This is a genomic window from Actinomadura meridiana (assembly GCF_039537545.1).
GTDB classification, from domain to species: domain Bacteria; phylum Actinomycetota; class Actinomycetes; order Streptosporangiales; family Streptosporangiaceae; genus Spirillospora; species Spirillospora meridiana.
In genome coordinates this window covers 355,939-379,936 of sequence record NZ_BAABAS010000003.1, presented here as the reverse complement: position 1 = coordinate 379,936, position 23,998 = coordinate 355,939, and the positions used below count along the sequence as shown (strand labels likewise).

The following is a 23,998-nucleotide window of genomic DNA, read 5'->3' as shown; positions in this document are numbered from 1 at the left end:
GGGTGGGGGTGGGGTTTTGGGGTGGGGGTGGGTGAGGTTAGGCTCTCCTTACTTTTGGTCGGGTTGGGGGATTTCGTGTTTGGGGGGGGTGTGGATGAGCGCGGTCTTGGAGGGGCGGGCCGTGTCTCGTGTTGTGGCAGCTCGGAGGCGGCGGGTTGTGGGGCTTTGTGCGCTTGTGGTTGTGCTGCTGGTGGCGGGGGCGCTGTCGATGGTCGTGGGGGCGCGGGCGTTGAGTCCGCGTGAGGTGTGGCATGGGCTGTTCGCGGGGGCGGACGCTGACCAGCGAGTTACCGAGATCAGGCTTATCGTGCGGACCGTTCGGGCGCCTCGGACGGTGCTCGCGATCGTTGCGGGTGTCGCGCTGGGGGTCGGTGGGGCGCTGGTTCAGGGGTGTACGCGTAATCCGATCGCTGATACTGGGCTGTTGGGGGTTAATTCCGGTGCCTCGTTTGCTGTGGTTTCGGCGGTGTCGCTTTTTGGGCTTGCGAATCCGTTTCAGTATGTATGGTTCGCCTTTTTGGGGGCGGCGGTCGCTGGTGTTGTGGTGTTCGGGCTGGCGAGTATTGGGCGCGGGGCCGGGAATCCGTTGACGCTCGCGTTGGCGGGGCAGGGGATCGCGGTGTTTCTGGCGGCGATGACCACGGCGATCGCCTTGTCGGACAAGGCGTCGCTGAACGCTTTGAGGTTTTGGAACGCGGGTTCGGTCGCTGGTGTGCGGTTCGATGTCATCTGGCCTGTGTCCGCGTTCATTGTGGCTGGGCTGGTGTTGACGGCGATCACGCTGCCTTCTATCAACCTGCTCAATTTGGGTGATGACGTTGCCCGTGGTCTCGGGGTGAACATCGCGTTGAGTCGGACGATTGGGATCATCGCCATTACCTTGCTGGCGGGTGCGGCGACGGCGGCGTGTGGGCCGATCGCGTTTCTTGGGTTGATGGTGGCTCATGTCGCCCGGTATCTGACCGGGCCTGACTATCGGTGGCTTGTTCCGTATGCGGGGCTGCTCGGTGCTGTTGTGCTGTTGGTTTGCGACATCGTGGGACGTGTTGTCGTCCGGCCGGGGGAGTTGGACGCGGGCATCGTCGTCGCCCTGCTCGGTGCCCCGTTCTTCGCGGCTCTGGTTTGGCGCGGGAAGTTCCGGGACGCATGAACGGGACCAGTGTGAAGCGACCCCCAGGGACGCCCGGTGTGCGGCTCGGTGGGGTGTCGTTCGTGTGGCGGCCCTGGCCCGTTCTTGTGTCGGTGGTGCTGGTGGCGGCTACGTTTCTGGTGTTCTGCCTGTCGATCGGTGTCGGCGACTTCCCGATCGGGCTGCCCCGGGTGATCGCCACGATCTTCGGGCGGGGCGAGCGCGTGGACGAGTTCGTGATCATGGATCTGCGGATGCCGCGCGCGCTGGCGGGGCTTGTCGTCGGGGTCGCGCTCGGGGTGTCGGGGGCGATCACGCAGTCCGTGGCGCGCAACCCGCTGGCCAGCCCGGATGTCCTCGGCGTCACCGGCGGTGCCGGGGCGGTCGCGGTGTTCCTGGTGACGGTGTCGGGCGGGACGTCGGCAGCGATCGCCGGCACCGTGGGACTGTCCGCGGCGGCGCTCGTGGGTGGGCTCGGCACCGGGCTGCTCGTGTACTTCCTGGCGTGGCGGCGCGGGGTCGACGGGTTCCGGCTCATCCTGATCGGCATCTCGGTGAGCGCCATGATGGAGGCGATCACGAGCTGGCTGCTGGTCACGGCCGACATCAGGGACGTGGCCCGCGCCCAGGCCTGGCTGATCGGCTCGCTGGACGGACGCTCCGCCGACGAGGTCCGGATGGCGGTCTGGTGCACGGTCGTCCTCCTCGTCGTCGTGGCGGCCGCCGCGTTCCAGTTCAGGCCGCTGCACTTCGGTGACGACGTCGCGGCGGGCCTCGGCGTCCGGTATACGGCGGTGCGGGCGGTCATGCTGCTGTGCGCCGTGCTGCTGGCCGGTGTGGCGGTGAGCGCGGCGGGGCCTGTGCCGTTTGTGGCGCTGGTGGCGCCGCAGGTCGCGATGCGGCTGGTGCGCTGTCCGACGCCGCCGCTGGTGGCGTCCGGCCTGGTGGGGGCACTGTTGCTGATCGGCGCTGATCTGGTGGCGCGCACGGCGCTTCGGGTCACGCTGCCGGTCGGCGTGGTCACCGCGGCGGTCGGCGGCCCGTTCCTCGTCTACCTGCTGGTGCGGGCGAACCTCCGACAGTCGAGGCGGGGATAGGCGATGCCGAGCGAAGGAGATCCTGTGACCGCCGAGCACATCATCGTGTCGCCGCTGGCGGCGCGGGACGTCACGGTCGGATACGGCGGCCGGACGGTCATCGACGGCCTCGACGTCGCGATCCCGGCCGGGGTGATCACCACGATCATCGGCCCCAACGGCTGCGGAAAGACGACCCTGCTGCGGACGCTGGCGCGGCTGCTGAAACCGTCCAACGGCACCGTCGTGCTGGACGGCCAGGACATCGTCAAGCTGAAGACCCGGGACGTCGCGAAGAAGCTGGGCCTGTTGCCGCAGGCGCCGGTCGCGCCGGAGGGGCTGACGGTCGCTGATCTGGTGGCCAAGGGACGCCATCCGCACCAGAGCTGGTTGCGGCAGTGGTCGTCGGACGACGCCGCCGTCGTGGAGCGCGCGTTGGCCATGACCGGGGTGTCCGACCTGGCCGACCGTCCGGTGGACGCGCTGTCCGGCGGGCAGCGCCAACGTGTGTGGATCTCGATGACCCTCGCGCAGGGCACCGACCTGCTGCTGCTGGACGAGCCGACCACCTACCTGGACCTCGCGCACGCGATCGACGTCCTCGACCTGGTGGACGACCTGCACGAGTCGGGCCGCACGGTGGTGATGGTCCTGCACGATCTCAACCTCGCGACGCGCTACAGCGACAACCTGATCGTGATGCGGGCGGGGTCCGTCCTGGCGCAGGGGCATCCGCGGGACGTGATCACCGCCGGGCTGCTGGACGAGGCGTTCGGCCTGCGCGCGGAGGTGATCGACGACCCGGTGGGCGACCGTCCGCTCATCGTGCCGATCGGCCGCACCCACGTCCGGTCCGATCTGCCCGGGGTCGCCGAAAGCGAAGATCCTAGTTAGGTTAGCCTGTCCTTATTTGCACCTGTTAGGGTGCGTCTGACCTGGAACGATCCAGATCACGTTCGGCTTGAGGCAAGGAAACTCGCATGCCCCTCCACAGATCGACACGTCCGACATCCTGGCGGCGGCTCGCCGCGGTCCTGTCCGCCGTGACCCTCGGCGTCGCGCTGCTCGCGGGATGCGGCTCCGACTCGTCGGACGACCCGGGCGGCGACGGCCAGGCCGCCGCGGGCGGCGTCTTCCCGGTCACCGTGGAGCACGCGTTCGGGTCCACGAAGATCACCGAAGCCCCGAAGCGGGTCGTGTCCGTCGGCTACACCGACGACCAGGCCCTTCTCGCGCTCGGCGTCAAGCCGGTCGGCATGGTCGACCAGTACCCGAACCCGCCGGGCACGTCCCCCGACATCAACACCCAGTGGCCCTGGGTGAAGGACAAGTGGGGCGGGACCAAGCCCGAGGTCGTCATGAACAACGGCGACACCGGCCCGAACTTCGAGAAGATCGCCGCGCTGCGGCCCGACCTGATCGTCGCGGTCTACTCCGAGATCGACCAGGCCGCCTACGACAAGCTCTCCAAGATCGCCCCCACGGTGGGCCGCACCAAGGCCGAGAAGGAGCCGTTCAGCGCGCCGTGGCAGGACAACGCCGTGCACATCGCGAAGGCGCTCGGCAAGGAGGCCGAGGGCGTCAAGCTGGTGCAGGGCATCCAGGCGAAGCTGGACGCCGCCCGCAAGGCGCACCCGGAGTTCGCGGGCCAGACCGCCGTCGCCGTGTCCTGGTACAAGGACTCGGTCGCCCCGTTCACCACGACCGACGTGCGCGGACGCCTGCTGTCGGGCATCGGCTTCAAGGGCGCCACCGAGGTCGACAAGATCGCGGGCGGCAAGTTCTTCACCGTGCTGTCGCCCGAGCGCATGGACCTCATCGACGTCGACCGGATCTTCGTCATCAACGACAAGGCCGACCAGGAGGCGCTGAAGAAGTTCCAGCTGTTCACCAACCTCGCGGCGGTCAAGGGCGGGAAGGTGTCGTACCTGCTGGACAGCGAGGGCCCGGCGGTCGGCGCGGCCATGTCCCAGGGCACGCTGCTGTCCCTGCCGTATGCGATCGACGAGCTGGTCAAGGCGGCGACCGCCTCGGCGTGACCGCTCCCGACACGCGCGCTGTGCCGGTGACGTCGCCGACCCTGCGTACGGCGTCCGGACGTGAGGCCGCCCGATGGGTCGCGGCGCACTGCCGGGACGTGCCGTGGCTGGCGTCCGCGACCGTCGTCACCACGGTGGCCGGGGCGGCGCTCCAGGTGGTGCCCGTGCTGTTGCTCGGCCGGGTCACCGACGGCGTGATCGGCGGTGAGCCGCAGTCGATCCTGGTCACGATCGGGGCGCTGCTGGTGGCCGCCGCGCTGCTCGGCGCGGCGGCCACGGCGGCGTCGACCCATCTGATCGGACGGCTCGGTGCGGACCTGCTCGCCCGCCTGCGCGAGGGCGCCGTCCGCGCGGTGCTGGGGATGCCGAGCGCGCGGATCGAGCAGGTCGGACGCGGGGACGTCCTGTCCAGGGTCGGCGACGACGTGGCCGTGGTGTCCAAGGGCATCCGGACGGCGATCCCCACCGTGTTCTCGGCGGGGGTGCTGGTCGTCATCGCCATTGCTGGGATGTTCGGCCTGGACTGGCGGCTCGGCCTGGCGGGCGCGGGCGCGCTGCCCGCGTACGCGCTGGCGCTGCGCTGGTACCTGCCCCGGTCCGCCCCGCTCTACCGGCGGCAGCGGGCGGCGCAGGCCGACCGGGCGCAGGCGCTGATCAGCGGACTGGACGGGATCGACACCGTCCGGGCGTACCGGCTGGAAAGCGCCTTCCGCGCGAAGGTCACAGCCGAGTCGTGGCGCGTGCGCGACCTCGGCATCGAGGTGTTCCGGTTCTTCGGCCGGTTCGTCGGCAGGGAGAACCGCGCGGAGTTCATCGGGCTCGTCCTGATCATCGTGGTCGGATACGCCCTGCTGGAGACCGACGCCGCCACGCTCGGCGAGGTGTCGGCGGCCCCGCTGCTGTTCCACCGGCTGTTCAACCCACTGGGCTCCATCATGTTCACCTTCGACGAGGCCCAGAAATCAGGCGCGAGCCTGACCCGCCTGGTCGGAGTACTGGCCGAGGCTGGAGAGGACAGTCTGGTGGGGGACCCGGGCGTCCCGGCGCCGGGGGCTGGCGCGTATCCGGTGACGGTGGACGGGCTGACGTTCACCTATCCCGGGGCTGAGGACGCCGTGCTTCGGGACGTCGATCTGACGATTCCGTCCGGCGGCTCGCTCGCGCTGGTGGGGGCGACGGGGGCGGGCAAGTCGACCCTGGCCGCGCTGATCGCGGGCATTGGGACTCCGCAGCGGGGGTCGGTTCGTATTGGTTCGACGGATCTCGCCCGGGTCGATGAGGCGCGGGCCCGGTCGTTGGTGAGCATCCTGACGCAGGAGACGCATGTGTTCTCCGGTTCGCTCGCCGACGATCTGCGGCTGTCCGCCCCCCGCGCCACCGACGCCGAGTTGACGGACGCGCTGCGCACCGTCGGCGCCGCCGAATGGGTCGACGCGCTGCCTGCTGGCCTGGACACCAGGGTCGGCGAGGGCGGCGAGCGCCTGGACGTCACCAAGGTCACCCAGATCGCCCTGGCCCGCCTGGTGCTGGGCCGCGCCCCGGTCGTGGTGCTGGACGAGTCGACCGCGGAGGCGGGCAGCCAGGGCGCCGCCCAACTGGAACGGGCGGTGCTGGCCGCGTGCCGGGGCCGCACCACGTTGTTCGTCGCGCACCGGCTGACCCAGGCGATGGCCGCCGACCGCATAGCCGTCCTGGACGTGGGACGTGTCGTGGAACAGGGAACCCACGAGGAGCTTGTAGCCCTAGACGGCCGGTACGCGCGCCTGTGGCGAGCTTGGCGAGAAGGTAGTTAGGCAGCGTCCACGCAAATGAACCCCCGAGACGCGACGCAGCCCCGCACGGGCTCCGCGATTCTCCGTATAGCGTTGCGCCGCAATGCCGGTGCCATGACCTGGGGCGCCGTCCTCATGGGGATGTACCAGGCGGGCGAGACCGCCTTTCCCATCGCGCTCGGACTGATCGTCGAGCACGCGATGCGGAACCGGAGCCTCGGCGCACTCGGCCTGTCGATCGCCGTGCTCGCCGTCATCATCACGACGGTGTCGTTCTCGTGGCGGTTCGGGATGCGCATTTTGCAGAAGGCCAACACGACCGAGGCGCACCGCTGGCGGGTGGAGGTCGCGTCCCGTGGGCTCCAGCCGGTGGCCAGGGACGTCGATCTCAGGTCCGGCGAGGTGCTGACGATCGCGACCGAGGACGCCGACCAGACCGCCGACATCATCGAGGTGGCGCCGCTGCTGCTCAGCTCACTGGTCGCGGTGCTGGTCACGGCGGTCGCGCTGGGCCTGGCGAGCGTCCGGCTCGGCCTGCTGGTGATCGTGGGGACGATCGCGATCCTGACGATCCTGAGCGTGCTGTCCCGGCGGATCGGCTCCGGCACCCGTGAGCAGCAGGCCCGGGTGGCGCGGGCGGGCGCGAAGGTCGCCGACCTGATCAGCGGGCTGCGGCCCCTGCGCGGCTTCGGCGGCAACCACGCGGCGTTCGCGTCCTACCGGACGGTCAGCACGCAGGCGAAACACCAGGCGTTCGTCGTCGCGCGGGCGAACGGTGTGTACGCGGGCGCCGCGCTGGCGCTCAACGCGCTCCTTGCCGCCGCCGTGACGCTCATGGCGGGACGGCTCGCGTTCCAGGGGCAGATCAGCATCGGCCAACTGGTCATGGCGGTCGGGCTGGCGCAGTTCATCATCGAACCGCTGAAGCTGTTCGCGCAGATGCCGACGTATGTGATGGTCGCGCGCGCGTCGGCGGAGCGGATGGCGCTGGTACTGGCCGCGCCACCGGTGACCATCCCAGGTAGCGGACGTCCGACGCCGGGCGGCGGCGATCTGGAGGTCGACGGCGTCCGATACGGGTCGCTGAACGAGCTGCGGTTCACAGTCTCGCCCGGCGAGTTCGTGGCGATCGCCGCCTACCAGCCGCGCTCGGCCGCCGACCTCGCGTCGGTCTTGGCCGCTGGCGTCCCGCCCGACGACTATCAGGGCACGATGCGGGTCGGCGGTGCGGACGCGGCCGACCTGTCGATCGAGGCGCTCCGCGAGCATCTGCTGGTGAACCCGTATGACGGGGAGATCTTCGCGGGCACCCTCCGCACGAACATCGACCCGGCGGGCACCGGACGGCTGGTCGCCGAGGCGGTCGCGGCGTCCATGCTGACCGACGTCGTCGATCTTCACCGCGACGGGCTCGACCATCCCGTCCGCGACCGGGGCGCGAACCTCTCCGGGGGGCAGCGGCAGCGGTTGTCGCTGGCCCGCGCCCTGGCCGCCGACGCCGACGTCCTCGTCCTGCACGACCCGACGACCGCCGTCGACGCGGTCACCGAGCAGCTGATCGCGCGCAACGTCGCCGGGCTGCGTCGCGGCCGGACCACCATCGTGATCACCACCAGCCCGCCCCTGCTGGACGCCGCCGACCGGGTCCTCGTCCTGGACGGCGGCGCCATCACCGCAGAGGACTCCCACCGAAACCTCCTCAGCACCGACGACACCTACCGCCTCACCGTGGCCCGCTGAGCGCCCGCCGGACCCCGGCGGCGATTTCCAGGTCTTCGCGGGCGGCGACCACCAGGGTGCGGACGCGGGTGCCGCTGGAGGTCAGGTCGGTGTCGCCCTGCGCGGTGCCGTTCTGGTCGGGGTCGATGGAGACGCCGAGGTGGGCCAGGTCTTCGGCGAGGCGCATCCGGACGGACGGGTCGTGCTCCCCGACGCCGCCGGTGAACACGAGCGCGTCCAGCCCGCCGAGTGAGGCGGTCATGGCGGCGGCGCAGGCGCGCAGGCGGTGGTGGTAGACGTCCAGGGCGGCGAGGGCGTCGACGTCGCGTTGCTCGGCGAGTTCGCGGATGCGCCGCATGTCGCCGGTGCCGGTGAGGCCGCGCAGGCCCGAGTCCTGTTCCAGGGCGGTGTTGACGTCCTTCGGGGAGAGCCCGTGCTTGATCAGCCAGAGCGGGATGCCCGGGTCGATGCTGCCCGCCCGGGACGCCATGACGAGCCCTTCGAGGGGCGTGAAACCCATCGTGGTGTCGACGGACCGTCCGTCGGCGACGGCGCAGAGGGACGCGCCTGAACCGAGATGGCAGACGACCATCCGAGTCGGGACGGCGCCAAGGAGTTCGGCTGTGCGGCGGACGGCGTACGAGAACGACAGGCCGTGGAAGCCGTAGCGGCGCAGCCCGAACCGTTCGCGCCACTCGGCGGGCAGCGCGTAGGTCGCGGCGGCGTCCGGGAGCGTGGCGTGGAACGCGGTGTCGAAGCACGCGACGGCGGGGACGCCGGGCAGCGCGGCGGTGATCTCCGACAGCGCGTGCAGGGACGCGGGCTGGTGCAGCGGCGCCAGGTCGGCGAGGTCATGGAGGCGCTCGGTGACCTTCGCGTCGATGCGGGTCGGTTCGGTGTAGTCCGTCCCGCCGTGGACGAAGCGGACGCCGATCGCGCCCGGCGGCGGCATCCCGGCGACGATGTCGGCGATCTCGTGGCCGGGGGCCGCGTCCTCGGCGAGTACGGTGTCGCCGTGGTCGAGCAGGCTCACCTTCAGGCTGCTCGAACCCGGGTTGACCGTGAGGACCCTCATCGTCCGACGTCCTGATGCGGCCAGGCCCAGTCGCGGACCTCGGGGGCGTCCTCGCCGTGTTCGCGGGTGTAGGCGCGCAACCGGAGGCGTTCGTCGGCCATCCGCTGCCGGATGTGGGCGACGCGGCCGCCGAGGGACGGGACGCGGTCGATGACGTCCATGACGAGGTGGAAGCGGTCCAGGTCGTTCAGCATGACCATGTCGAACGGCGTGGTTGTCGTCCCCTCCTCCTTGTAGCCGCGCACGTGCAGGTTGGCGTGGCCATTTCTGCGATACGCGAGCCGGTGGATCAGGTACGGATAGCCATGGAACGCGAAGATGACGGGCCTGTCGGTGGTGAACAGCGCGTCGTAGTCGCGGTCGGGCAGCCCGTGCGGATGTTCGCTGGACGGCTGGAGCCGCATCAGGTCCACCACGTTCACGACCCTGACCCGCAGTTCGGGGAACAGTTGCCGGAGCAGGTCGGCGGCGGCGAGGGTCTCCAGCGTCGGGATGTCGCCCGCGCAGGCGAGCACGACGTCAGGATCGGCGCCGCCGTCGGTGGACGCCCATTCCCAGATGCCGATGCCGCGCGTGCAGTGGGCGATGGCCGCGTCCATCGGCAGCCAGTTCAGCGCGGGCTGTTTCCCGGCGACGACCACGTTCACGTAGTCGCGAGACCGTAGACAGTGGTCGGCGACCGACAGAAGTGTGTTCGCGTCCGGCGGCAGGTACACGCGGACGATTTCCGGCTTCTTGTTCATGACGACGTCCAGGAAACCGGGGTCCTGGTGGGTGAAGCCGTTGTGGTCCTGCCGCCACACGTGCGAGGAGAGCAGGTAGTTCAGTGACGCGATCGGACGCCGCCAGGGCAGGTGCCGGGTGACCTTCAACCATTTGGCGTGCTGGTTGAACATCGCGTCCACGATGTGGATGAACGCCTCGTAGCTGTTGAACAGGCCATGCCGTCCGGTGAGGAGGTAGCCCTCCAGCCAGCCCTGGCACAGATGCTCGCTCAGCACCTCCATGACCTGTCCGGACGGGCCCTGGTGCTCGTCGGTCGGGAGCCGTTCGCCCTGGAAGACGCGGTCGGTCACGTCGAACACGGCGGTGAGGCGGTTGGACGCGGTCTCGTCCGCGCCGACGATGCGGAACGTGGACGGGTTGGCGGTCACGATGTCGCGCAGGAACGTCCCGAGCGTCCGGGTCGCCTCGGACGAGGTCGTGCCGGGCCGGTCCACCGGGACGGCGTGGTCGCGGAAGTCGGGCAGGTCCAGTGGTTTCAGCAGCAGCCCGCCGTTCGCGTGAGGGTTGGCGCTCATCCGCCGCTCGCCCTCGGGCGCCTCGGCCCGCACAGCCGGGACGGGATGTCCGTCGTCGTCGAACAGCTCGTCCGGACGGTACGAGCGCAGCCATGCCTCCAACTGGGCGAGGTGCGCGGGGTCGTCGCGCACGCCCGCGAGCGGCACCTGATGGGAACGCCAGGTGCCCTCCACGGGCAGGCCGTCCACCTCCTTCGGGCCCGTCCAGCCCTTCGGCGTCCGCAGGACGATCACGGGCCAGCGCCGCCGCCCGACGTTCTCCCTCTCCCGGGCCTCGCGCTGGATGTCGGCGATCTCGTCGAGGGCCTGGTCGAGCGCGGCGGCCATCTTGCGGTGCATGGACACAGGGTCGTCCCCGCTGACGAGGACCGGCCGGTACCCGTAGCCGTCCAGCAGCTGGACCAGTTCCTCCTCGGGAATCCGCGCCAGCACGGTCGGGTTCGCGATCTTGTAGCCGTTGAGGTGCAGGATCGGGAGGACGGCGCCGTCCGTCACCGGGTCGAGGAACTTGTTGGAATGCCAGCTCGCCGCCAGCGGACCCGTCTCCGCCTCGCCGTCGCCGACGATGCACGCGACGACCAGCCCGGGGTTGTCGAACGCCGCCCCGTAGGCGTGCGCCAGTGAATACCCCAGCTCACCGCCCTCATGAATCGACCCGGGCGTCTCCGGCGCCACATGGCTCGGGATGCCGCCGGGGAACGAGAACTGCCGGAACAGCCGCCGCAGGCCCGTCTCGTCCGCCGACACGTGCGGATACACCTCGCTGTAGGTGCCCTCCAGCCAGGCGTTCGCGACCGCCGCCGGGCCGCCGTGCCCCGGGCCCATCACGTAGATCATGTCCAGGTCGCGCGCTTTGATCACCCGGTTGAGGTGCGAGTAGCAGAAGTTCAACCCGGGCGTCGTGCCCCAGTGGCCGAGCAGCCGCGGCTTGATGTGGCGGCGGTCGAGCGGCTCGCGGAGCAGCGGATTGTCCAGCAGGTAGATCTGCCCGACCGATAGGTAGTTGGCCGCCCTCCAGTAGGCGTCGATCCGCTGGACGCCGTCATCGCTCACGGAGACGGACGGGTCGGACTGGATCCTGCCGAGCTGGGTCATGGCGCGCCCTCTGTCCCCTCGGTGCCGCGTGTCGCGGGGTCCACTACGTCGCGGGGTCACTTCCCCGTGAAGGCGGTGCCTCAACCGTCACACCGACGCCACGCGATCACCGGCACGAGCGCTTTCTCGGCGACCTACGGCGGGATGACCGCGCGGAGGGGATGACCGAGCGGCGGGGATGACAGAGCCACGGCGGCGGAACGCGTGCTCGCGCGGTGCCGCCGTGGCCATGTCCCCCCAAACCTGCGGACATCGCCGGTTACAGAGGCGGTTGCCGCGTCCAGGAAACCCGCGCGGTCACCGCCTCGCCCCCCAGCGAACCGGCGGGGCGTCCCATCAGGTGCGTTGCAGCTTGCCGCGTACTGGCGCGTAGGTTGGCCGGTTCGGGGCCGGGCTCGACGGGCGGTCGCGAGTCTGCGACGAGAGGTTCACGCTCCGCGCCGAATGGACGACGGAGCGCGACGCGCGGCGAACGCCCACAGGTGAACGCCTACAGGTAGAGGCCGAAGAATTCCTCGGGGTGGTCCAGGATCGGGGGAAGGTCGTCGGCGGTGAGGGTGATGAGTTCCTTCTTCGTCGGTTTCCGGGCGGCCTTCTTGGCGGCGCTGCGCTTCTGGGCGGCGAACGCGGCGGACGCGACGCGGTCGGCCTGGTGGGCGACGGCGACGTCCAGCATGTTGCGCATGAGGCGGCCGTTGCCGAAGGACGGGCCGCGCGGCGCGCGGTGCAGCATCGCGAGCAGGGCGTCCTCGGTGCCGGGCTCGAGCCGGAAGCCGTCGGCGGCGGCGAGCTGCCCGAACACGGTGATCAGCTCGTCGTCGGTGTAGTCGGGGAAGTGGATCTGCTTGGGGAAACGGGAGTCGAGGCCCGGGTTGGCGGCGAGGAACTCGGCCATCTCCTGCTGGTATCCGGCGACGATCACGATGAGATCCTCGCGGTGGTCCTCCATCAGCTTGACCAGCTCGGCGATCGCCTCGTGTCCGTAGTCGCCCTTCAGCGGCGACTGGGTCAGCGTGTACGCCTCGTCGATGAACAGGACGCCGCCGAGCGCGCGTTCCACCAGCCTGCGGGTGCGCGGCGCGGTCTGCCCGATGTACTCGCCGACGAGGTGCGCGCGGGACGCCTCGATGAGGTGCCCGGACGACAGCACGCCGAGCCGCTTGTAGATGCGGCCGAGCAGCCGGGCCACCATCGTCTTGCCGGTCCCGGGGTTGCCGGTGAACACCATGTGCCGGGTCGGCGGCGTGATCCGCAGCCCGGAGTCGCCGCGCAGCCGCGCCGCGTGCGTCCCGGCGACGATCAGCGAGATCTCGTGCTTGACGCTCTCCAGGCCGGTGAGGTCGCGGAGTTCGGCGAGCGGGTCCCCGGCGGCCAGCGAGGTGTCCAGCGTCTCCGGGATGTCCTGTTTGCGGACGAGCAGTTCCGTGGCGTCGCGGTCCTGGATCGCGGCGACGACCTGGTCGGCGAGGTGGGGCGCGAGGCGGGCGTTGCGGAGCGTCTGCATCGGGGGAGTGGCGGCCAGCAGCGCGCCCGCCGCGTCCACGGCCTGCCGGGTGCCGCGCGCGCCACGGGCGTCGAGCGCGCGGCGGAACAGCTCCGCGTGGCCCTCCGCCGTGAACGGGACGGTCCGGGCGATCCGGAACCGCTGCGGCAGCACGGGGTTGATCTCCCGGATCCGGTCCTCGCCCCCGGCGTCGCACAGCGCTACCAGGTGCAGGTCGGGGTGGACGGCCAGCAGCCGGTGCAGTTCGGCGGCGATGGCCTCGCCGTTGCCGGGGTCGGTGACGATGCCGTCCAGGCCCTCGATGATGAGCAGCCGGTCGCCCGCGCAGTCGCGGGCGTCGGCGTGCAGCTTGGCGACGGCGTCCGACAGCCGCTGCCCGGTGAACAGGTTGTCGGTGACCCAGTGCGGGTCGCGGCCGAGCGCGAGGGCCTTCGCCAGTTCCTGCGCGGCGTCGCGCTTGCCGGTGGCGTCCGGCCCGGCGAGCAGCAGCCGGACGGGTTCGTCGCCGCGGGTCAGGTCCTCCAGCGCCCGCACCACCTCGTCCTGCCCCACCAGCGACGTGGCGATCTCCGGGCGGCGGCGAGAGCGGGACGCGGCGCTCCCGGGCTCCGCGGTGATGGTCCGCAGCGTCTCGGTCAGCGGGTTGACGACGCGGCGGCGCGGCGCGTAGAGGCGCCGAAGATCCGTCTGGAACTGGCCGACCGGGATCCACTCCGCCTTCGGAAACCACGGGTCGCCCGGCAGTCCCTGGACGATCGCGATGAACCGCATGGCCATGTCGAGCCAGCCGCGACAGGCGTCGGCGGCACCGGCGACCATGGCCCGGACGAGCCACGCCCGCGTCCGCTCCTGCCACGCGCCCGGCTTGAACCCGCGCCGCTCGGTGGGGAACCGCTGCTGGAGTTCGTTGTACCGGTCTTCGCCGAGCGCGACGGCCAGCTCCGCCGGGACACCCTCCAAACTGCCCTGGAGCAGCAGTTGGATCAGGTGGGCCTCGATGCTCTCGTCACGGGGCGCCACGTCCGTCAGATGTTCGTAGGACGCGAGCAAACCCGTGCACGCCCATTCCAGGTAGCCGACGGGGCCGAGCAGTTCCGGTACGGCCGTCACGATGTCGTCGCCCGCGTGCGCGTGCCAGTGCTCGCGCAATTCCATCTTCGGCAGGTTCACGTCGCAGGTCGGCGGGTCGTCGTACAGCCGCAGCAGCGCCTTGCGACGTTCCTCCAGCGGCTCGATGCCCTCCAGGACGGACAGGCAGTCGCGCGCCAGGTCGATCGCCAGTTCCCGGTCGGACGCCTCGATCAGCCAGTCGACCGGTGGCCGCCATCGGCCGCCGGGCGCGTCCCACCGCGTCATGCGGGTGCTGAGCGGACCGGGGTTCACCAGATGCCGGTACAGCAGCCGCTCGGGGAGCTGCGACCACGAGCCCGCCTTGATCGCGCCGCCGCCGGGCAGGAACGCCAGAATGCCGAAGATCTCCGCGGTGACCAGGGACGCGGGCAGCGTGAGCAGCTTGTGCTCGTCGGTGGTCAGCTCCGCGGCCCGCGGGTCGGCCGCGAGCCCGTCGATCCGGGCCGAGATCTCCTCGAACAGGCCGTCCGGGACACGCCACGGACCGTACGAGTAGACGTCGAGCACCGGCTCGTCGGTGAGCAGTAGCTCCAGTTGCTCCGGCAGCCGCAAAGAAGTCTCCCAAAGGACGATCAAAACAGAGGTACAGCCTACGTTTCCAGCGAGAGTGCCGGGTTAGCGGTCGGCCCAATGAGCGGTATTGGGCCTGTCACGTTAAGTCGTCCGGCGGGAGATCGACGGTACGGCGCGATTCAAGGCCGGCGAATGGCCTCCACGGCGAGGCGGGCGGCGGTCCCGATGGCGGCGTCCGCCTCGGGCAGGACGGCGATGGGCAGCCGCGATCTCGTGAACACCGCGACCGCGTAGCGTCCGCCGTCCGGGTACTCGACGACGCCGATCTCGTTGCGGATGGTCGGCAGCGTCCCGGTCTTTCCACTGACGACGATGTCGTCGTAGGGGAACCCGGACGCCGGCCGGTGCGGCCACACCTGGAGCCCGAACAGCCGCCGCATCGCCGCGCAGCCGTCCGGCGGCGCGGCCTCGTCCCGCCAGACCATCGACAGCAGGCGGGTCAGGCCGCGGGGGGTGCCACGGCTCGTCCGGGCGGGGTCGAGGGCGCGCAACCGGTCGCGGACGCCGGGTTCGTCCAGCTTCGCCCACACGTCGGCTACGTTGTCCACCCCGGCGTCGGCGAGCAGCGTCTCGTGCAGGTCGCGTCCGCTGACCTCGACGACCGTCTCGCGCAACCCGAGTGCGGCGCACGTGTCGTTGACCGCGTCCCGGCCGACCCGGTCCAGCACGGCGTCGGCGGCCGCGTTGGGATCGAGGGGCGTCATGCCCGCTTGGGTGCGCAGGACGATGGTCGTGACGGCGGTGAAGTCGGCGATCGCGCGGGCGTGTTCGGGGTCGCGGGCGCGGCGCCAGACGCACGACGTCCGCCATGACAGGGGCTCGCCCACCAGCGGACGCCAGTGAGACGACCCGGCTTCAAACGACACGTCGTGTCCGAAGAGGTCTCAGCAGGCGGCGGCAGGCCGAGCCGCCAGGAGATGACGTGCGATCACGGGCTGAGGCTGTTCGCGGGGGGCCGGACCACCAAGATCCATCGTCACCGTGACGGTGCGGTCGGGGGCCCCTCTCCCGGACGCGGTTGAACGGCCACCGGCACAGGTAGTGTATGCAGGCCCTCTGGCGAGGCAGAGCACGACCGGCATTAGTCGAAGTGAATGATCATAATTGGCCGACTAGCCAGTCTTCCCACCGCGCTTGAACTCAAGACCACCAGGCCGGGCGAGCGTGACACCAGAGCGCAGTCTCGAAGCCCGAAGGATTCAAACCGACCAGCGAACGCTTGGAATAGCATACAGCCGACATCGACCGCAATATTGGTGACCAGTGCCGTCGTCAGAGTCGACCTGGTCGGTACGCCCGAGAGTGGCGACTACCCGCCAGCCATTACGTGCACCTTGCCTACTCGGCCGATGCCGCTCAAGGAAGTGGAGTGCGACCTTCTGTTGCACATCACACCCTCCGAGGTGAACATCTTACTGGACGTGACGACGTTCCTGCAACAGCAAAATGATCAACTCTGACCATCGCGCATTGTGACCATTGGACCTGGTTCGGAATGGGTCTTCAGAGTGGGCAGTTGCCCTACATTCTGAGCTTCCGGAGGCCTTGACACGGTTGATGCTCGTGTATAGCATCCCGATTGTTGTGCGATTCGACGGCCTAGATTTGGCCTCTCAGACTGGGAGGAAAGTAGTATGCCGTGATCCGGGCTTCTGCTCATTAATGACTCCTTCTGAGTCGATGCTCGGTTCTGAACCGAATACGCTGAAGCGACCACAGAGATGTAGCGTGGCCAAAGAATGAGGGCACCCTTTGTTTGGTGCCGCCAAGGGGCGGGCGGCACCTCGTACGTGGTCACAGGCTCCGACGACTCGTCGTCGCGGGTAGCTCACCGGTCCGCTTCAGCGGGGCCAACGATCTGAGAGATGGAGCGCCACCATCCCTCCGGATCCGCAAGGAAGCAGGAGTGTCAACAGTCGCCTCTCGTGCTGGAACCCTCCATCTCTCGGCATTGCGAACGTGGAGCTGACTGAGATTCGGGCGCCGTTGTCACCGTTGCCAACGGAGAAACGAGCGATCGAGGAGAAACCGGCACAGGGACCACGAAATTCCGGTCCCGAAACAGGTCGCGCCGATCAGGCGCGACTCCATCTTAGCGCGTGAACCGTTAAGACCATTGGCGGCCGGCTGGGGAACCAGCGACGGGCACCGCACAACGGCCGCCATGACTGGTCTCTGCGAAAGGATGTGTGGCGCGTACATGAGCTCGAAATCTCCGCTACTGACAGTCGAGAGCCAGAACGGGAACGACCACGGAGAAGGGCCCGTTCCGGTTCCCATAAGTTCCCTGCTGCCAGCCGACTCACCACGCCTGAAGGGCGAAGACGAGAAGCACATCGAACGGCTGGCCCAAATGGACGAAGAAATGCCTCCCATCCTCGTCCATCGACAGACCATGACGGTCGTCGACGGCATGCACCGCTTGCGGCTGGCAGAACTCCGAGGTCAGGAGACGATCGCGACCTACTTCTTCGACGGAACGGTCGAAGAAGCCTTCCTCAAGGCGGTCGAGGCGAACATCAGGCACGGTCTGCCGTTGACGCTCGCCGAGCGTAAGGCTGCCGCGAGCAGAATTATTCTCAGCTTCCCTGACTTCTCCGATCGCCTCATAGCCCGCCAGTCAGGGCTCTCCCCGAAGACTGTCGCGGGCCTCCGGCGGCACCAGGCCGCCAACCTGTCGGACGGAATCCGCAAAGGCGCCGACGGGCGCGTCCGTCCCCTGGACCCGACCGAAGGACGCCGCCGCGCACGCGAGGTCATCTCCGCCCGCCCACAGGCGTCGCTCCGAGAAATAGCGAAGGCAGCCGGAATATCTGTCGGGACCGCCAAGGACGTCCGTGACCAGATACAACGTCGCAACGGTTCAGCGGACGCGTACGAAAAGACCGCCACCGCGATGTATCCCAGCTCGCCGACCGAACGCCGCCGAAGGCCGGGTGAGCGGCGGCGCCCTGAGCAAGAAATCCCCTCGAAGCTCGAATGCCTTCGCCGAGACCCAGCACTCCGCTCCACCGAATCAGGACGCGAGCTGCTGCGCTGGCTCTACACGCATGCTTCGGAGATACACCGTTGGCGGGAGATGGTCGCCTCGGCGCCGACTCACAGCGTCGAACTATTGGCCAGGTTGGCAAAACAGTGTTCCGACGAGTGGCGCACCATGGAGCGGAACCTCAAAACGGATTTCGCGGTCGACCAGTTCCCGAACACAAGCACTCGTTCGCCCGGACGCGGAGTCTAGAGTCTGGCTTGTGCCGGCAGCCGAGGTAGTTTTTCAGAGAACCCTGCGCTGGTACAAACTATCCCGTTTGGCTTCTGCGTTCCGTGCCTCCAAACGGAGACGCCGATCGTCCTCCTAGCGGGAGAAACGTCGCCTCGGCCGCAGTGTTCGCTGTGGACCCCCCAGGTCCACAGCGAACACTGCGGCTCGTGACGTGCGCCTTGATCGGGACATCCGGACCGCGCCGATGAGCAGCCCGATCGCGGCCCCACCCGAAGGTTCCTGACCACGTCGATGTCCGCCAGATCTCGCCGTCCAGACGCCCTCGGGAACCGCGCGTGCGAAGGAAATGAAGGCCCGGCGGATCGTCGTAGCAGCGTCCAGGCGCTCGAAGGTCTGCCAGCGCTTGGCCTCGAGTGGGACGGGTCACGCGAGGGTATCGGGCCGCCCGGGGACGTCGAACCGACCACCCTGTGGAGGGCAGCTGGCTCTCCGGCACAGCCCTCGGTCAAAGTGATCTCGATCCCCAAGATTCTGCACCGCCGGTGGGCATGGACGCCGGTAGGCAAAGAACACTCGACGCCCCACCGAAACCCGCCTGACGCCGAGTTCAAGATCTGCGTAGATCGCAGAAGCGCATCATGTCCTGGCGGTACGCCCACGTCGCCAGCAGCTGAACGCCAAACATCACAGACAGCGTCCGTGAAATGCCGGGCCCAGCTGCATTGTGCGTGCGAAGGGGCTGTCCCGTGCGCGTCACTCGTAGCGGTGACAATTCGCTGCGAAAACGTTTGTTCAAAATCGGGCACGCGACCAGTGGTTGGTGACAGTGTCGGTTCTGGCGGAAACTGCAAGGCAGCTCCGCGGAGTCTGTGCTCATATCCTTTCGATCAACCGAGCCGCACCGGCCATTTGGTCGATGAGCCAGGCAAGCGCCGGACTTATCTCGGAGAAGACGACGTTCCCGATGCGCGATGAGGCCGCTTGCTGGTGCTGCCGATCCCGCGCGCTTCCCTGTCACCCGGGCGACGGCCGGGTGGTGGCGGCGCCGAGTGGGTTGGATCTCGGGGGCCTCGCCTGAGCCGTTCTGGAAAGTGCTGACGCTCGACTGGCACCAAGTGGGGTTGCTCAGCGGTTCAAAGGTGGTCGGCAGCTTCAAAGGCGTGTCGTGGAACTGCGTTTGTCCTGCGAAAGATGCTGCTAGTGGGGGCCGCGCTTCCATCAATTGTCGCCATGTGGTTGCCGTTCAACCGCGGAACTTCGCTGGTTGAACGAGCATTCAGATCCATTGCTTGACACCTGTGGGCGGAATAGTCCACGCTTCCGGTGTTGAAGAAGCGCCAAATGTTGAGTCTGAGTTGGCAGCGGCAGACCCAGGAGCGTGTGTTGAGTAAAGAACTGGCGAATGATGAGACGCTTTTTCCTCTCAACGCATCGCAAAGATGGCTGGGAGACATGCTCCAGGAGTGGCCAGATATTCAAACTGCGATCGGAGCTTCCTACAAGTTGGAAGGGTCGTTGAGGGTTGAAGGGCTGATCCGAGCGATTGAGGCTGTGGTCAAGCGCCATGATGCACTGAGGATTCGCATGCCGAACGATGTGCCATCAGTGCAGCGGGTCCTGGGAACGCCTTCAAGGGCGGAGCTCGTCCGTTGTCGGCAGGTGAAGGCCGAGTCCGAGAAGAAGTTTGACGACTACATCCGCGCAATCTACCTCAAGAGCCTCGCTGAGCCTTTTGATCTAGCCGTTGAGTACCCGTTCAGGTTCCAGCTCTTCCGATATGGTCCGGAGAGTCACGCTCTGCTTTGCGTCTTTTCGCATATGGCAATCGACGGACGAGGACGAGACCTCGCGTTGAAGGATCTATGGGACATGTTCGGAACGGTCGACAGCCTGGGAGAGCGCACTGCCGAAGGGGCCGGTTCCGAGTTCGAGAAGGCAGCACGTGCGCCATCGGTGCAGAATCCCGGAGTCGGTGGCTTAGGTAAGGTTTGGCAAGAACCACCGGTGTGGCGGCCTAGGACCGAGCTCCGAGGCGGCGGAACCGAGACGAAATCCACGGGTTTCAAGGTGCATGGCGAACAGCTGGAACATATGCGGAAGGCCTCCCACCAGCGAGACTTGACGGAGTTTCAATGGATACTCGCCGTATTTGCCTCTCTTGCCTTCGACCTATCGAATGAGACCAGAGTAGCGATCGCAGTTCCGGTTGACATGAGGCAACGTGGCGAGCGTGATGTCGTAGGAATGTTCACCAGCCCGATGCCGATAGAAATATGTAGAAGCGACTCCCTGCTCGACCTCGCAAAGCAGGCGAAGAAGCAGCTGTACAGCGCGGTTCTACTCGGACAAAGAAACCCCGATCACGCGGCACGGCGCTACCGGATCCCCAAGCGTGGCGGCTCGGAGCATCTTGGCAGCCTGAAAACGGGCTACCTCAAACTGCCACCCCGTCCAGGCAAGTCCGAGGTCGACGCGGTCGAGATATTTCGTGGGTACTACGACCGCCCGGTCGACCACGAATGCACGGGGATGGAACTGCACGCGGTGAGTGCTGAGTCATGGCTGGAAATCACTGTTCTACTGGGCCCGGCAATTTCGAATTCCAACGTGGCCGATGAGATCGGGCCGCGCTTTCGTGCCCGTCTCCAGGAAGCAAGCCTGATTGAGAAGCAGAGCCTTTTGCGGCAACGGATCACCACGGCAGAACCACAGACGTCCGCTCAGTTCCATGGAGAACATGGACGGTAGCGGATCAATGAACCGAAACTGAAGTTGAAGGGAGGTGTAGTAATGCAGGAGATGGAGGTGGACTTCGAGTTCGAGGTTCTTGACATCACGGTGCTTCCCGACACTGCGCTGGACGACATTGTCTCCGGTGCTCTTGGAAAGAAGCGGCGTAGCACCACCACCGTGTAGGTACGCCCTACCTGACCCTGTGGGCGCCTAGCAGATACGCCGGCAGCAGTCGGACGGACTCCCAATGTGGGTCCGTCCGACTGGGCCGGTGCCCGCGGGGACAGGAACCCTCCAGTACGAGCAGCGGATAAGTGATCCGGACGGCCAGGAGGCAGACATGGCAGGTATTCGCGACGAGCCCGGCACAGAGTGGGATGAGAAGTTCGGAGAGATCGTTGCGCGGCATTTGCCGTTGAAGTCTGATGAAGACGGCATTGATCCATCGTTGGATATGCGAAGTAGCGGCTTGGATTCCATCGAGGCGATCTATCTTCTGCTGGATCTGGAAGAGGAATATTCACTCTCGTTCCCAGAGGAGCTGCTATCGATGGAGGTGTTCGCGACACCGTCGTCTCTCTGGGAAGCCGTATCGTCGATGCGAGCCGCCGACGGAAACATTCAGGTCAGCGAAGGTTGATCTCGCGGCGATCGGCCTGGCTGGCCAAACCGAGTCCGGTAGTGCTCTCCGACAGCAGAGGTAAGAAGTGACGTGACCAGTTCAATAGGACTTGTGCATGAGTTGCTGGATCGAGCCGCCAACGAACGACCTGACAAATGGGCCCTGCGTGACTCTTCTGGACGCTGGCGCTACCGTGAACTGGCCGGGCAGAGCATAGGCTACAGCCGAGTCCTGGCATGCAGGGGCATTCAGCGGGGCGATCGAGTAGTTTCAATAACACGCGCCAGCCGCGAAGCGGCCGCTCTTTTCTATGCTGCGTCCCGGATCGGTGCGGCCTTCGTTCCTCTGCACCCGAACATGAAGAGCTATCAGCTCCTGCCGGTGCTCAACAGGATAGATCCCAAGCTCATCGTGACCGGTCCGGAGACCTCGGTGGAGGACCTTCACGAGACGGGTTTCGAACTCCTCGGCAAGGATGATCTCGCCTCCCATGCTGCCAAGGTGCTCGACCAGCATGACGGGTGGGAGCCGGGGGAGGTCACGGTCGGCGACACGGCCGCGGTGATCCACACATCGGGAAGCACGTCGATACCCAAGGGCGTCGTATGCCCGCACGCACAGATGACCTTCGCCGCCACCGAGCTGGCGGCGCGCCTGGGGTACCGGGCCGATGACGTCGTCTTCTGCCGATTCCCGATGTCCTGGGACTACGGCCTGTACAAGAACCTCATGTGCACGGCTGCCATGGCGGAGCTGGTGCTGGCCGACGGCTCGGACGACCTGTCGCTGCTGAGACTGATCCAGGAGTGCCAGGCGACCATAGTTCCGATTGTGCCGTCGCTAGCAACGATGCTTACCCGGCTGGCCCGACGTCAGAGCCGCAAGCCACTGCACGTGCGAATGTTCACCAACACGGGGTCCGAGCTCACTCGTGCCACGATCGAAGAACTCGAGCATACGTTTCCAGCATGCACGGTGATTCCCCAGTATGGACAGACGGAAGCAAAGCGAATCACTGTAATGCCCGGGGGCATGGCGTCCGACAAACCTGGTTCTGTGGGCTTGCCCCTGCGAGGTACTCGTCTCCGTATCAGGCGTGGTGACGGGAGTACGGCTGACCCAGGGGAAGTGGGAGAGATTACCGTGGCGGGGCCGAACGTCATGGTCGGCTACTGGCGCGACCCCGAAAGTACGGCCAGGACCTTCCGCAAAGAAGGCGACCCTGAGTGCACATGGCTGTACACGGGGGATTATGGCTGGCTTGACGAGGACGGCTTCCTCTACTTCAGCGGCCGTCGCGACGATCTCTTCAAGAGAAGAGACATAAGAATGAGCGCGGTCGAGATCGAGGCGGCGCTGATGGATGTCCCAGGTGTCCGAGCGGCCGCGGTACTGCCGCCTACTGACGAACGTGACCTGGCAATGGTCGTTGAAGGCGATCTGGAGAAACCGGAGGTGTTGGTCGGGCTTCGCCAGAGGCTGGATCTGGCCAAGATTCCACCGATATGCGTGATCGTTGAAAGGCTTCCGTTGAACGCGCACGGAAAGGTTGACAAGGTCGCTGCGGAGATCTTTTTGAAGGATGGCGGCGAATGAACGCGGGGCCGATACATAATGGAATGCCACGGCGGCTACTTGAAAGGCTTGCGGCGGCGCATGGGACACCAGCATACGTCTACAATCTCGATGAGGCGGTCAGCGCCAAGAGGGAACTGCTGTCGTACCTGCCCGATGCGATCGATGTTTTCTATTCCCTCAAGGCGAATCCTCATCCGCAGTTGATTCGCGCGATCAGAGGGAGCGGTGGCCGAGCTCTGATGGCGGAAGTGAGCTCGACCGGAGAGGTCGCGGCGGCTTTAGCCGCTGGCTGGGATCCTTGCGACATTCTGTACACCGGCCCGGGAAAGACCGAGGCCGAGCTGCACGCCGCTTTCGGCTCGGACGTGCGGCTCTACTCTGGCGAGTCGCCTTCAGATGTCGCTCACATCGGTCGGACGGCGGAAGAACACAACGTTACGGTAGAAGTCATACTGAGAATCAATGCCGCTCACGGCGAGGCAAGTCCGGGTATTCGGATGACGGGCGTACCAAGTCAGTTTGGTATCGACGAAGAAACCCTGGCGTCCGAGATCGCGCAGCTGAAGCGGACGCCAGGAGTCAACATTGTCGGGCTTCACCTGTTTTCCCACAGCAACGCCACCACCGAAGAATCACTAATCGACGAGTTTGGGCACAACATTCAGCTGGCGGCCAGAATTCAGCGTGAGCTGGGTATCGACCTGCGACTTCTGAACGTCGGCGGAGGGTTCGCGGCTCCCTACGGTAAGCGGGGCGGGCGGGCGTCCTACCCGCGACTGCGGGATACGTTGGAAAAGGAACTGGACGCCAACCTGCCAGGCTGGCGGCGAGGCGAGCCCAGAGTGGCCGTTGAGTCAGGCAGGTACCTGGCGGCAACGAGCGGTGTCCTGCTTACCAGAGTGGTGAACACCAAGCTAAGTCGCAAGCGCGCGTTCGCCATCTTGGATGCGGGCATCAACGCGTTCGGCGGGATGTCGGGTCTCGGTCGGATGATGCCCTCGTCAGGCGAAGTGGAAGCCGTCATCACGCAGAAGCCCGACGAAATGGGTCCACACCGTAGCGGAGAATGGCCTTTCACATTGGTGGGACCGCTGTGCACTCCTGCGGATGTGATCTCCAGAACTTCTCGTGCTGAAAGTCTGAGTCCCGACGACGTCCTCGTGATTCCAAACGTCGGAGCGTACGGCCTGACTGCCAGCCTGGTCACGTTTCTGGGGCGTCCCTGCCCGCTGGAGATCGTCGTAAGCGAAGGACGGGTATGTTCCGTGTCTCAGATCGAGTACACGCGTGTCTTCAGGGCCAGTGCGGACCGCCATGCCAGCAAGTATTGAGCAGGCTCTGCGGCCAGACCGTAAGGTTCGCGGTTGTTCAGGTTGCAACCTTAAGGATTTGCGTCCGTGGCAGGTTCGAATGACGGAAATGGTCCAGGAC

At 67.1% G+C, this 23,998-nt stretch carries 16 protein-coding genes; 12 read left to right on the top strand and 4 right to left on the bottom strand.

The window, feature by feature from the left end:
* The first annotated feature begins 181 nt into the window (after window positions 1–181).
* The 6 genes from ABD808_RS03190 to ABD808_RS03165 all read left to right on the top strand — a co-directional run bounded on the left by ABD808_RS03190 (window position 182) and on the right by ABD808_RS03165 (window position 7,756).
* A complete protein-coding gene (locus ABD808_RS03190; RefSeq protein WP_344889313.1) occupies window positions 182–1,150 on the top strand; it encodes a FecCD family ABC transporter permease in 969 nt (322 codons plus the stop codon).
* Window positions 1,147–2,226: a FecCD family ABC transporter permease gene (locus ABD808_RS03185; protein ID WP_344889310.1), complete on the top strand. Its 1,080-nt coding sequence runs from the start codon at window positions 1,147–1,149 to the stop codon at window positions 2,224–2,226. Before ABD808_RS03190 ends, ABD808_RS03185 begins: the two co-directional genes overlap by 4 nt.
* A 3-nt stretch (window positions 2,227–2,229) precedes the next feature.
* The gene (locus ABD808_RS03180; RefSeq protein ID WP_425548877.1) at window positions 2,230–3,099 is read left to right on the top strand and encodes an ABC transporter ATP-binding protein; all 870 of its coding nucleotides are present in this window, start codon (window positions 2,230–2,232) and stop codon (window positions 3,097–3,099) included.
* 86 nt (window positions 3,100–3,185) lie between these two features.
* On the top strand, window positions 3,186–4,244 hold the full coding sequence (locus ABD808_RS03175; RefSeq protein WP_344889304.1) for an iron-siderophore ABC transporter substrate-binding protein: 1,059 nt from the start codon (window positions 3,186–3,188) through the stop codon (window positions 4,242–4,244).
* On the top strand, window positions 4,241–6,037 hold the full coding sequence (locus ABD808_RS03170) for an ABC transporter ATP-binding protein (RefSeq protein WP_344889302.1): 1,797 nt from the start codon (window positions 4,241–4,243) through the stop codon (window positions 6,035–6,037). The genes ABD808_RS03175 and ABD808_RS03170 overlap by 4 nt, the downstream gene beginning before the upstream one ends.
* A gap of 15 nt (window positions 6,038–6,052) precedes the next feature.
* Window positions 6,053–7,756, top strand: a complete 1,704-nt coding sequence (locus tag ABD808_RS03165; RefSeq protein WP_344889299.1) for an ABC transporter transmembrane domain-containing protein — start codon at window positions 6,053–6,055, stop codon at window positions 7,754–7,756.
* On the opposite strand, the gene ABD808_RS03160 is transcribed toward ABD808_RS03165, so the two are convergent.
* The 4 genes from ABD808_RS03160 to ABD808_RS03145 all read right to left on the bottom strand — a co-directional run bounded on the left by ABD808_RS03160 (window position 7,740) and on the right by ABD808_RS03145 (window position 15,241).
* Complete coding sequence (locus ABD808_RS03160) at window positions 7,740–8,810, bottom strand: acetate/propionate family kinase (protein WP_344889297.1); 1,071 nt, start codon at window positions 8,808–8,810, stop codon at window positions 7,740–7,742. The two genes, ABD808_RS03165 and ABD808_RS03160, sit on opposite strands and share 17 nt — an antisense overlap.
* Window positions 8,807–11,206, bottom strand: coding sequence for a phosphoketolase family protein (locus ABD808_RS03155; RefSeq protein ID WP_344889294.1), 2,400 nt, complete (start codon window positions 11,204–11,206; stop codon window positions 8,807–8,809). The genes ABD808_RS03160 and ABD808_RS03155 overlap by 4 nt, the downstream gene beginning before the upstream one ends.
* Window positions 11,207–11,696: 490 nt before the next feature.
* The gene (locus tag ABD808_RS03150; RefSeq protein ID WP_344889291.1) at window positions 11,697–14,393 is read right to left on the bottom strand and encodes an AAA family ATPase; all 2,697 of its coding nucleotides are present in this window, start codon (window positions 14,391–14,393) and stop codon (window positions 11,697–11,699) included.
* Window positions 14,394–14,533: 140 nt separating this feature from the next.
* Window positions 14,534–15,241, bottom strand: a complete 708-nt coding sequence (locus ABD808_RS03145; protein WP_344889289.1) for a serine hydrolase — start codon at window positions 15,239–15,241, stop codon at window positions 14,534–14,536.
* A gap of 1,289 nt (window positions 15,242–16,530) precedes the next feature.
* Here ABD808_RS03145 and ABD808_RS03140 point away from each other — a divergent pair.
* From ABD808_RS03140 to ABD808_RS03115, 6 genes are all read left to right on the top strand, one after another.
* Entirely contained in the window at window positions 16,531–17,652 is a 1,122-nt protein-coding gene (locus tag ABD808_RS03140; protein ID WP_344889286.1) for a ParB/RepB/Spo0J family partition protein, read from the top strand.
* Window positions 17,653–19,017: 1,365 nt separating this feature from the next.
* Window positions 19,018–20,382, top strand: coding sequence for a condensation domain-containing protein (locus ABD808_RS03135; RefSeq protein WP_344889283.1), 1,365 nt, complete (start codon window positions 19,018–19,020; stop codon window positions 20,380–20,382).
* Window positions 20,383–20,424: 42 nt separating this feature from the next.
* On the top strand, window positions 20,425–20,550 hold the full coding sequence (locus ABD808_RS03130) for a hypothetical protein (protein ID WP_344889280.1): 126 nt from the start codon (window positions 20,425–20,427) through the stop codon (window positions 20,548–20,550).
* A 157-nt stretch (window positions 20,551–20,707) separates the two neighbouring features.
* Entirely contained in the window at window positions 20,708–21,007 is a 300-nt protein-coding gene (locus tag ABD808_RS03125) for a phosphopantetheine-binding protein (RefSeq protein ID WP_344889277.1), read from the top strand.
* A gap of 93 nt (window positions 21,008–21,100) precedes the next feature.
* Window positions 21,101–22,585, top strand: a complete 1,485-nt coding sequence (locus tag ABD808_RS03120) for a class I adenylate-forming enzyme family protein (RefSeq protein ID WP_344889275.1) — start codon at window positions 21,101–21,103, stop codon at window positions 22,583–22,585.
* Window positions 22,582–23,898 carry a type III PLP-dependent enzyme domain-containing protein gene (locus tag ABD808_RS03115; RefSeq protein ID WP_344889272.1) on the top strand — a complete coding sequence of 439 codons (1,317 nt, stop codon included), beginning with the start codon at window positions 22,582–22,584 and terminating at the stop codon, window positions 23,896–23,898. The genes ABD808_RS03120 and ABD808_RS03115 overlap by 4 nt, the downstream gene beginning before the upstream one ends.
* Window positions 23,899–23,998 lie beyond the last annotated feature (100 nt).